The sequence below is a fragment of the Pseudomonas sp. genome (assembly GCF_026224925.1).
GTDB lineage: Bacteria > Pseudomonadota > Gammaproteobacteria > Pseudomonadales > Pseudomonadaceae > Aquipseudomonas.
Window position 1 is genome coordinate 1 of the sequence record NZ_JAMFRV010000721.1, and the last position, 1,511, is coordinate 1,511.

The following is a 1,511-nucleotide window of genomic DNA, read 5'->3' on the forward strand; positions in this document are numbered from 1 at the left end:
CTCAACGCGGCGATCGAGGCAGCACGAGCTGGCGAGGCCGGGCGCGGGTTTGCGGTGGTTGCGGACGAGGTTCGAGCGCTGGCCAGTCGTACCCAGCAAAGCACCCAAGAAATTCAAACGATGATTGACCGCCTGCAAACTGGTACAAAAGGTGCGGTGGAAGCCATGCGTCGTTCTAGCGAAGCGGGCGAGGGCACTTCGGTGCGGGCCAACGACGCAGGTACATCGCTGGACACCATTGCCGGGCTGATTGGCACGATCAATACAATGAACGCACAGATCGCCAGCGCCGCCGAAGAGCAGACAGCGGTGGCCGAAGAAATAAACCGCAGCGTTCACCAGATCGCCGAAGCAGTGGACAGCGTGGCTGATCAAACCCAGAAAAGTGCACAAACCTCCCGTAGCCTCGCAGACCTTGGGCAACGCTTGGGTAAATTGGTCGGACAATTCCGTATCTGATGTCCTCGGGGCAGGGCTGCAATGGCCTTGCCCCGTTTCTTCTTTCCTCGCTAAAAAACCTACCCATCCAGAACCGCGTAAAACAACGGCACTCGTCCGAAGATTGGCTGACTAAACAGTAAGTCGCGTTAACGCGGAGCCTTACTGACATGGATCGGACATGAACGAAACCACGCTGCAGTACAAAACCTTTCTGGCGTTGATGGTGTTGGTCACCATTGCGTTCATCTGGATTCTGCTGCCGTTTTACGGCGCAGTGTTCTGGGCGGTGATCCTCGGGATTATCTTCGCGCCACTCCAACGACGCCTGCTGATGAAGTTTGGCTGGCAGCGCAACCTGACTTCGCTGTGTACCTTGACCGTATGCCTGCTGATCGCGATTTTGCCGGTGATCATTATCAGCCTGTTGTTAGTCCAGGAAGGCGCCATGGTCTACAACAACATAGAAAGCGGGAAGCTGGACATTGCTAAGTACCTGGCCCAATTCAAGGACTCATTACCGCCTTACTTCAAACACTTACTCGATCGCCTCGGAATGGGTGATCTTAATGGTCTGCGGGACAAAATCCTCAAGGCGTCCATGGAAGGTAGCCAGTATTTAGCGACTCAGGCCTTCAGCTTTGGCCAGGGTACATTCGATTTCGTCATCAGCTTTTTCATCATGCTGTACTTGTTGTTCTTCTTCCTGCGCGATGGTCATGATTTGGTGCGCAGAATCCGCCTGGCAGTGCCGCTAGCCGAGCCACAAAAGCGCCGATTGCAATTGAAGTTCAATCGGGTTGTGCGGGCGACGGTAAAAGGCAACGTCTTAATGGCAGTGGTTCAGGGCGCGCTTGGCGGTTTGATCTTCTGGGCGCTAAGTATTCCAAGTGCACTGCTGTGGGCCGTGCTGATGGCGTTTCTTTCCTTGCTGCCGGCAGTTGGCGCAGGCATCGTTTGGGCTCCTGTGGCGGCTTACTTCCTGCTCAGCGGAATGATCTGGCAGGGTGTTGTTCTCACGCTATTCGGGGTTTTCGTCATCGGCTTGGTCGACACCGTGTTACGCCCGATTC

At 55.2% G+C, this 1,511-nt stretch carries 2 protein-coding genes; both read left to right on the top strand.

The features are described from left to right. Positions 1-459 (top strand): methyl-accepting chemotaxis protein (locus tag M0974_RS30055; RefSeq protein ID WP_297845535.1); only part of this gene is annotated, 459 nt, incomplete at its 5' end. A gap of 160 nt (positions 460-619) precedes the next feature. Continuing rightward, positions 620-1,511: AI-2E family transporter (locus tag M0974_RS30060; RefSeq protein WP_297845536.1), on the top strand; the 892-nt coding region annotated here is incomplete at its 3' end.